6 protein-coding genes are annotated in these 8,247 nt (G+C 71.0%); 4 read left to right on the top strand and 2 right to left on the bottom strand.

Features of this window, described 5'->3' with window-relative positions; genetic code table 11:
* The coding region (locus VFE05_14065; protein HET6231194.1) for a glycosyltransferase at positions 1–834 on the bottom strand (834 nt) is incomplete at its 3' end.
* A gap of 91 nt (positions 835–925) precedes the next feature.
* Between VFE05_14065 and VFE05_14060 the strand changes: the two genes are divergently transcribed.
* Both VFE05_14060 and VFE05_14055 read left to right on the top strand, forming a co-directional pair.
* Positions 926–1,645: a polyprenol monophosphomannose synthase gene (locus VFE05_14060; GenBank protein ID HET6231193.1), complete on the top strand. Its 720-nt coding sequence runs from the start codon at positions 926–928 to the stop codon at positions 1,643–1,645.
* Positions 1,646–1,751: 106 nt separating this feature from the next.
* Positions 1,752–3,605, top strand: a complete 1,854-nt coding sequence (locus tag VFE05_14055) for a HEAT repeat domain-containing protein (protein HET6231192.1) — start codon at positions 1,752–1,754, stop codon at positions 3,603–3,605.
* Between the two features lie 249 nt (positions 3,606–3,854).
* Here the strand turns inward: VFE05_14055 and VFE05_14050 are convergent, their stop codons facing one another.
* Positions 3,855–4,430 carry a DUF3011 domain-containing protein gene (locus tag VFE05_14050; GenBank protein ID HET6231191.1) on the bottom strand — a complete coding sequence of 192 codons (576 nt, stop codon included), beginning with the start codon at positions 4,428–4,430 and terminating at the stop codon, positions 3,855–3,857.
* A 579-nt stretch (positions 4,431–5,009) separates the two neighbouring features.
* Between VFE05_14050 and VFE05_14045 the strand changes: the two genes are divergently transcribed.
* Both VFE05_14045 and ligD read left to right on the top strand, forming a co-directional pair.
* Positions 5,010–5,897 carry a Ku protein gene (locus tag VFE05_14045; protein HET6231190.1) on the top strand — a complete coding sequence of 296 codons (888 nt, stop codon included), beginning with the start codon at positions 5,010–5,012 and terminating at the stop codon, positions 5,895–5,897.
* A gap of 1 nt (position 5,898) precedes the next feature.
* Positions 5,899–7,998 (top strand): DNA ligase D, encoded by a 2,100-nt coding sequence (gene ligD, locus VFE05_14040; protein HET6231189.1) that lies wholly within the window; start codon positions 5,899–5,901, stop codon positions 7,996–7,998.
* Positions 7,999–8,247 lie beyond the last annotated feature (249 nt).

Raw genomic sequence — 8,247 nt, 5'->3', positions numbered from 1 at the left:
CGAGACGAAGCCGTCGAAGCGGACGGAATCACCGAGGCCCAGCCGCGACGCGCGCTCCTCCAGCGACGCGCGCTCCGGCCCGTCGCCGACCACGCGGAGGGTCGGCCGCTCGCCGGCCGGCATCGTCGCGAGCGCGTCGAGCAGCAGGTGCACGCCTTTCCGCTCCACCAGGCGGCCGACGAAGAGCAGCTCGAACGGCTGCCCATCGTCCCGACGGGGCTCCGGCAGGGCAGGGGGGGCATCGATCGCGGCGCCGAAGGGGATGACCGCCGGCTCCACGCCGGGGACCACGCGGCGCAGGCGATCGGCCGTGTAGGTGGAGATGGCGGTGACGGCGTCGGAGCCGCGCACGATGCGGCGCAGGAGAGGAGCGAGGAAGGGGAACTGCCGTTCCATCCACGTCAGCTCCACCCCGAAGAAGGTGGACACCAGCGGCAGCCCGCTCGCGCGCTTGGCGGCCAGCCCCAGCAACCCCTGCGGGATGGGCCAGAAGGCGTGGATCACGTCGAACCCGCCCGTGCGCGCCAGCCGCGACGCCGCCAGCGAGCCCGCGGCCACGTAGCCCGGCACCAGGCCGAGGAACTGCGGGTGCTGGCGGATGCGGTCCGGGGCCGTCTGGTCGTGCGTCAGCGTCTCCCACGCGGCGGGCGCATAGCGGAAGCGGTGCACGCGCACGCCCCCCACGGTCTGCGTGCGCAGGCCGCGGTACGAAGGCGCCAGCACCTCCACCTCCACGCCACACTCCGCCAGCCGGCGGATGGTCTCCACCAGCCACGGGGTGATCACGTCCGCGGGGTCGCGCGCGTACGCGGTCACCAGGTACAGAGCCTTCACTTGTCGGGCGCGCGGGGCGGGGGTATGTTGTCCATCTGGCCCAAAATACCAGCCCGCCCGCATCCGTACAAGCATCCCACCCCGCCCGGTTTTGCAGCGCGCCCTCGTCATCGTCCCGACCTACAACGAGCGTGAGAACCTGCCCCGGCTGGTTCCCTCCATCCTCTCGCGCGACCCCCGCCTGGAGATCCTGGTGGTCGACGACGGCTCGCCCGACGGCACCGGCGCGCTGGCCGACGAGATCGCGCGCGACGAGCCGCGGGTCAACGTGCTGCACCGCGAGGGCAAGCTGGGGCTGGGCACGGCGTACCTCGCCGGCTTCCGCTGGGGCCTGGAGCGCGGCTACGACGCCATGTTCGAGATGGACGCGGACTTCTCGCACGACCCCGCGCACCTGCCGCAGTTCCTCAGCGCCATCGACGAGTACGACGTGGTGCTGGGCTCGCGCTACCTGCACGGGCGCGTGACCGTGGTGAACTGGCCCATCGGCCGGCTGCTGCTCAGCTACTTCGCCAACGCGTACGCCCGCTGGGTCACCGGCCTGCCCATCGCCGACGCTACGGGCGGGTTCAAGTGCTTCCGGCGCGAGGTGCTGGCCGCCATCGAGCTGGACCGCGTGGAGAGCAACGGCTACTCGTTCCAGATCGAGATGAGCTACCGCGCCTGGAAGAAGGGCTTCCGCCTGGGCGAGATCCCCATCATGTTCGTGGACCGCGACGCCGGCGAGAGCAAGATGTCGAAGAAGATCATCCGCGAGGCCGTGTGGCGCGTGTGGCGGCTGCGCTTCCTCTCGCTCTCCAAGCGCCTGTAAAGCAGGGAGTCGTGTGAATGTTCGGTGGATGGATATCCATCCACCGAAGCCGATGCATAAGTATTCACGCCATCGTCTCTCCGTCGAAAAGCTCCGCTTCCGTTCCATGGCCGATACGCCGCCCGTTGCCCGCTTCGTACGCATCCTCGCCTCCGCGCTCCTGCGCGAGGGCGAGCCCAGTGCGCTCGCCCGCGAGGCGCGCGAGGCTCTGGAAGGCGTGTTCGCGGCGCAGAAGAGCCTCGTGCTCGACGTGCAGTTCACCGGCTTCTCCGCCAAGGGCCAGCCCGTGGCCGGCGTCGATCCCGTGCTCCTCCGCGCCGCGGGCACGCTGATCATGCTGCGGGTGACGCGCGTCGGCTTCACGGCGGATGTGACGGCCGACGACCTGGAGACGTTCCTCCGCGCCGCGACGCGCGGGGCAGGGGATCTGGGCGCGGACGGCCTGCTCGGCGCCATCCGCGAGGCTCAGCCGCGCGGCATCTACGTCAGCACCAACGCAGGCGAGACGTATCGCCCGCCCGCTCCCGTCCGCCCAGCGGCGGCTCCTACCGAATCGGAAGATGCGGCGCCCGCGACTCCACCTACCGATCCGAGCGCATCGGTTTCGGGAGATGCGGAGCCGTCGCCGCGCGACTCGGCGCAGGCGGTGACGGAAGATGCGAAAGCGCCCGCCTCCCCGAGCGCTTCCGCGGATGCGCAGCCGGACGCGGGCGACTCGGGCGATGCGGTAGAGGCGCCTGGCCAGCCCTCACGCGGCGCCTCGCCGTTCGACGCGGAGGAGGCGACGGACTTCTCGGACTTCGAGTTCGAAGAGGCGTTCGCCGCGTACCCGCCGCCGCCCGCGGCGCAGGAGCCCGCGGGAGCGGCATCCACCGTGGAACCCGTCGCCGCACCCCTGGCGGCGGCGGGAGATGCGGGCCACGGCGCGATGTACCAGTTCTTCCGCGCCAGCAGCGGAATCGTGGACCCCGAGGCGAACGAGCTGCCGGGGATGCTGCGCGCGGCCGAGGCGCTGGACCGGTTCGACGCAGTGGCCCAGAGCTGCGGGCGCACCGCCCAGCGGCTGATCGCCGGCGACCGGCTGGACGAGGCGGTGGTGCTGCTCGATGCCCTGGTGGCCGAGACGCAGCGGCCCGACCGCGGCCGCGTGTTCCGCGAGGCGGCGGTGCAGGGGCTCCGCCAGGTCACCACCGAGCCCAACATGCAGCGCCTGGCCGACCTGATCCAGCGCGAGGGCGCTGACCGCGCCGCCATCGTCCGCGTCTTCCTCTTCGCGGGGGGCGAGGCGCTGGCGCACCTGGAGCGCGTGCTCTTCCGCACCGGCGACGCGGGGCTGCGGCGCCTCCTCTTCCGCACGCTGGCCAAGTCCGAGGGCGCGGCGGGGCGGATCATCACCCGCGCGCTGGGCGACCCCGCCGCCGGCCGCGCCCGCGCCATGCTGGAGATCGCGGCCGACCCGGACATGGAGCCGGAGCTGGCGCTGCGCTGGATCGGCGAGGCGGCCGCGCACCCGGACGCCGCCGTCCGTACCGACGCCGCGCGCCACGCCGCCACCGTGGGCGGCCGAGGCGGCCTGCGCGTGCTGGTGGACCTGCTGGGCGACGCCGCGCCCGCCGTGAAGCGCGCGGCGGTGCAGGGGCTCGCCACCACGGGAGATGCCGCGGCCGTGCCGTTCCTGGGCCGCGTCCTCAACGACTCTGCCGACGAGGACGTGCAGCTCGCCGCCGTGGCCGCCCTCGGCAAGCTGGGCTCGGCAGAGGCGGTGCCGGCGCTCGCGGGGGTCGTCAACAAGCGCCAGCTCCTGGGCGGCAAGCGCCTGTCGCGCCTGAAGATGGCCGCGCTCGCCGCTCTCGGCCACATCCCGGCTCCCGCCGCGCGCGAAGTCCTCTCCGCCACCGCCTCCGGCCGCGACGCCGACCTCGCCGCCGAAGCCCGCCAGATCCTCCAGCTCCTCGACTGACGCGCCCGTGCATCGATCGCACGGACAAGTGACCCCGTAAACACTTGCGGGGATGCGATTCATCGCACCCGGCCGATCTCCCGGCCGCGCATCATCTCCCGACTGAACCCAAGCTATCGTAGACGGCCGTGCATCTCCCGACGGGTGAAGACATCGGCAGGGAAGGGCCCATCGACCCAAACCGAAGAAGCCGTGCCCCTCGCGAGAGAGGCACGGCTTCTTCTGCGTTCGGAACGTGCGGCCGGCGGGTTAGCGCTGGACGTTCACGCTCACGTTGCCGTCGGTGTTCACGGTGCAGCTGCCGTGCATGCGGCTGTTGTTGTCGGCCCAGTTGATGTGCCAGCCGCCGCGGGTGTTCTGGTACGTGCCGTTGCCCAGGATCCCGATGGCGCCCACGTTGCGGCCGATGCGGCTGGCGGCGGCGCGGCGGCACAGGTTCTCCGCACGATTGCCGTTCACGTTGCCGTTGCCGTACACGTCACGGTTGGCGCGGCGGTTGTTGTTCACGTTGCCGCGGCGGGTGAGCACGCCGTTGTTGTTGTTGTTGTTGTAGCCGTTGTTCACGCGGAACTCCGCGCGGCAGCCGTTCGAGACCCAGATGCCGCGGCCGGCCACGGTGCCCCACGAGCGGCCCGCGACGCACGGCGAGTTGCTGAGGTTGCGGGACAGCACCACGCCGCCGCGCGTGTCCACCTGGCAGTAGGTGCGGTCGTAGCCCGTGGACTGGCAGGTCACCGTCTGCTGCGCTGCGGCCTGGCGCGGGGCGGCGCCGCAGAGGGCGAGCGCTGCCGCGGCGGGCAGAAGGAAGCGAAGGGTAGAGCGCATCGGGAAGTCTCCAGCGTTGGTGGATATGCTCTCCGCGGCGACCGGTCCGCCGGCGGGGTGCGTCACCCCAATGCGGGACGCGTGCCAAACACGCGTTGGCGGAAGAAAACCCGCGCCGCTGCGCGATCTTCCGCAATCCCAACCCGTTGCAGGCCGCCCGCCGCACATCCGATCGTCCCCGCAGCAGGTCGCCCGCCCAGGCCTACTGAGGACGCCCAGGCGTCGATCACGTCCAGCTCGGCCGAAGCCGCGGCGCCTGAACGGCGGCTTCGCAGAATCGCCCAGGACGCACGATCTCGCTCGCGGGAGCCCACTCGCACGTCCGGCGCACCTCTCGTGCGTCACACGCGCTCCTGCGCGATTCGCTTCATCCCGTCACACCGGCCCCACGCTCCAACAGCACGTGGCAGGGGATGCGTACGGTGTGCACGGCCTCCACGAGACCCGGAACGCAGTGGTGGGGATAACGAACACGGTTTTCCACAGCTTTCCGCTCTTATAGTTTACATAATGTATATTATACGAAATGGTCCATGCTCTGCAAGGCCACGGTCTCCCCATGTACCAAGGAGACGAACCATGGCCCGCGCAATCTGGAAAGGCAGCATCAGCTTCGGCCTCGTGAGCATCCCCGTGGGCCTCTTCACGGCCGAGGAGCGCGACGAGCTGAGCTTCAAGCAGCTCGACCGCCGAAACCTCTCGCTGGTGGGCTACAAGAAGTACAACAAGGCCACGGGCGAGGACGTGGCGACCGATCAGATCGTGAAGGGCTACGAGTACGACGACGGCCGCTACGTGGTGATGACCGAAGAGGACTTCGCCAAGGCGAACCCCGAGGCCACGCAGACCGTGGAGATCACCGACTTCGTTGAGGCGTCGGAGATCGACCCGATGTACTTCGACAAGCCATACTACCTGGCGCCCATCGGCAAGAGCACCAAGGGCTACGCGCTTCTGCGCGAGACGCTCAAGCGCTCCGGCAAGGTGGGCATCGCCAAGGTGGTGATCCGCTCGCGGCAGTACCTGGCCGCCGTGATCCCGCGCGGGCCCGTGCTGGTGCTGGAGATCCTGCGCTACCCGGACGAGATCCGCGGCATGGACGACCTGGAGCTGCCGCCGGAAGACGTGGCCGAGGTGGGCGTCTCGCCCAAGGAGCTGGCGATGGCCGAGCAGCTCGTGGAAGGCATGGCCGAGCCGTGGGACCCGGCGCGCTACCGCGACGAGTACCGCGACGACCTGCTGGCGCTGATCCACGCCAAGGCGGGCGCCGGCACCGTGGCCGCGCCCACCGCCGCCGCCCCGGCCGAGCGCGGCGACGTGATTGACATCATGACGCTGCTCAAGCGCAGCGTGGCCGAGGCCGGCAAGGCGAAGCCCAAGCCCGCCGGCCGTTCTCAGAAGGCCGCGGCGCCCAAGAGCACCGAGGAGCCGAAGAAGCCGCGTGCCCGCCAGCGGAGGAGCGCGTAGCGTGGCGGTCCGCGCCCCGCGCCGCTCCCCCGCCCCCGCCGCGCCAGCGCCGGATGTTCCCGGCGCGAAGCGGGGGCCGCTGCCCGCGTTCGTCACGCCGCAGCTCGCGACGCTGGTGGACGAGGTGCCGGTGGAGGACGGCTGGATCCACGAGATCAAGCTGGACGGCTACCGCCTCGTCTGCCGCATCGACAGCGGGCACGTGCGGCTGCTCACGCGCCGCGGCAACGATTGGACGCCGCGCTTCCCCCTCCTCGCCGCACGCCTGGCCGCCCTTCCGGTCGCCTCGGCGATGCTGGATGGCGAGTTGGTGGTGCTCACGGCAGACGGGAAGACCAGCTTCCAGGAGCTGCAGTCCGTCCTCGGCTCGGGCTCGGAGGAGCGGCTGGCGTACTACGCCTTCGACCTCACGCACGCGGACGGGCTGGACCTGCGCGGCGCTCCCCTGCTCGCCCGCAAGGAGCGCCTGCGCGCGCTGCTCGCCAGCGTGGAGGGCGGCGACGGGCCGCTGGTGCGCTACAGCGACCACTTCGAGGGTCACGGCGACCAGTTCCACCGCCAGGCGTGCCTGTGGGGGCTGGAAGGCATCGTCTGCAAGCGGGCCGACGCGCCGTACCAGAGCCGCCGCACGCGCGACTGGCTGAAGGTGAAGTGCGTGCAGCGTCAGGAGTTCGTGGTCGGCGGCTTCACGGCGCCCAAAGGCTCGCGCGTGGCGATGGGCGCGCTGCTGCTGGGCTACCACGACGCGGACGGCTCGCTCAAGTTCGCCGGGCGTGTGGGTACCGGGTTCGATGACAAGACGCTGCGTTTGCTGCACGAACGCCTCGCCGCGCACCCGCGGGACGAGTCGCCGTTCGCGGACCATAAGCGGGACAAGCATGCGCGCTGGGTCGAGCCGCGCACCGTGGTGGAGATCTCGTTCACCGAGTGGACCGATGAGGGCATCCTCCGGCACCCGGTGTTCGAAGGCGTCCGCGAGGACAAGCGCCCGACAGACGTCGTTCGCGAGATGCCGGAGCCGATCGGCGGGCCATTGGCGGCGCCGGTGCGCCACGGTGGGAAGAAGATCGCGGAGCGCGCGTCGGGAGACGCGCGCCGGCCCGAAGTGATGGACAGGTCGGGAGATGCGCGGGCGGCGGCGAAGCGGCCGGTTCCGCGATCGGCTTCGGCCCCTTCCCTGCCGTCGCGGCGGCGGCGCGAGGGCGACGCGGAGGTGTCGGGCGTGCGCATCAGCAACCCGACGCGCATGCTGTTCTCCGCGGCGGGCGTGACCAAGCTGGAGCTGGCGAGGTACTACGAGGAGATCGGGCGCTGGATGGTGCCGCAGATCACCGGACGGCCGCTCACGCTGGTGCGCTGCCCGAACGGCGCCGACGGCCAGTGCTTCTACCAGAAGCAGCCCGGCGAGGGGTTTCCGGAGTCGATCCGGCGTGTGGAGCTCGAGGAGAGCGGCGGAGAGAAGACGGTCAACACCTACGTCGACTCGGTGCGGGGGGTGGTGGCGACGGTGCAGTTCGGGGTCCTCGAGCTCCACACCTGGGGGTCGCGCGCCGACAGGCCCGACAGGCCGGACCGCATGATCATGGACCTGGACCCCGCGCCGGACGTGTCGTGGGCGCGCGTGGTGGAGAGCGCGTTCGAGTTGCGCGAGCGGCTGCGCGACTTCGGTCTGGAGAGCTTCGTGAAGACCACGGGCGGCAAGGGCTTGCACGTGGTGGCCCCCCTCGCCCGCCGCAACACGTGGGACGAGGTGAAGCGCTTCTCCAAGGCATTGGCCGAGGACGTGGCCGCCGCCTCGCCCGGGCAGTACCTCACCAAGAGCACGCTGTCGAAGCGTGCGGGCAAGATCTTCCTGGACTACCTCCGCAACGGGCGGGGTGCGACGGCGGTCTGCGCGTACTCGGTCCGTGCGCGGCCCGGCGCCACCGTCTCCACCCCGCTCCGTTGGGAGGAGCTTTCGCCCGAGCTGGACCCGGCGGCCTTCACCGTCCGCACCGTCGCCCAACGCCTCGCGAAGCTCCGCGAAGACCCGTGGAACGGCTACGACGACGTCCGCCAGAGCATCACCAAGCGGATGCGCGAGCGGATCGGTTCAGCATAGAGAGACGGTCGGCGGGAGCGTGAGATGCGCGCCGTCCGGATCACATCTACCGAACACGATGGCCGCATGGCTCTTTCGCCCATGCGGCCATCGGATTTCTCGGGCTCCACTTCGTCGGAGGCGAACCGGGCCCGTCGGGATGGGCTCCGGCTTCCTCCCGGCAGCCTTGGCGGATCGTGCGTCGCCTTCGGCAAGAGGATTCCGCCTCCGCAGGCAATCTGGAAAAGCCCGCTCCTCCTGTGAGGAAGC

The organism is Longimicrobiaceae bacterium (genome assembly GCA_035696245.1).
GTDB lineage: Bacteria > Gemmatimonadota > Gemmatimonadetes > Longimicrobiales > Longimicrobiaceae > DASRQW01.
This window is presented reverse-complemented; position numbering and strand designations above follow the sequence as displayed.

Coding starts and splice junctions, on each gene's coding strand:
- VFE05_14055 (HET6231192.1), top strand. CDS start 1,752: ATGGCCGATACGCCGCCCGTTGCCCGCTTCGTACGCATCCTCGCCTCC.
- VFE05_14050 (HET6231191.1), bottom strand. CDS start 4,430: ATGCGCTCTACCCTTCGCTTCCTTCTGCCCGCCGCGGCAGCGCTCGCC.
- VFE05_14045 (HET6231190.1), top strand. CDS start 5,010: ATGGCCCGCGCAATCTGGAAAGGCAGCATCAGCTTCGGCCTCGTGAGC.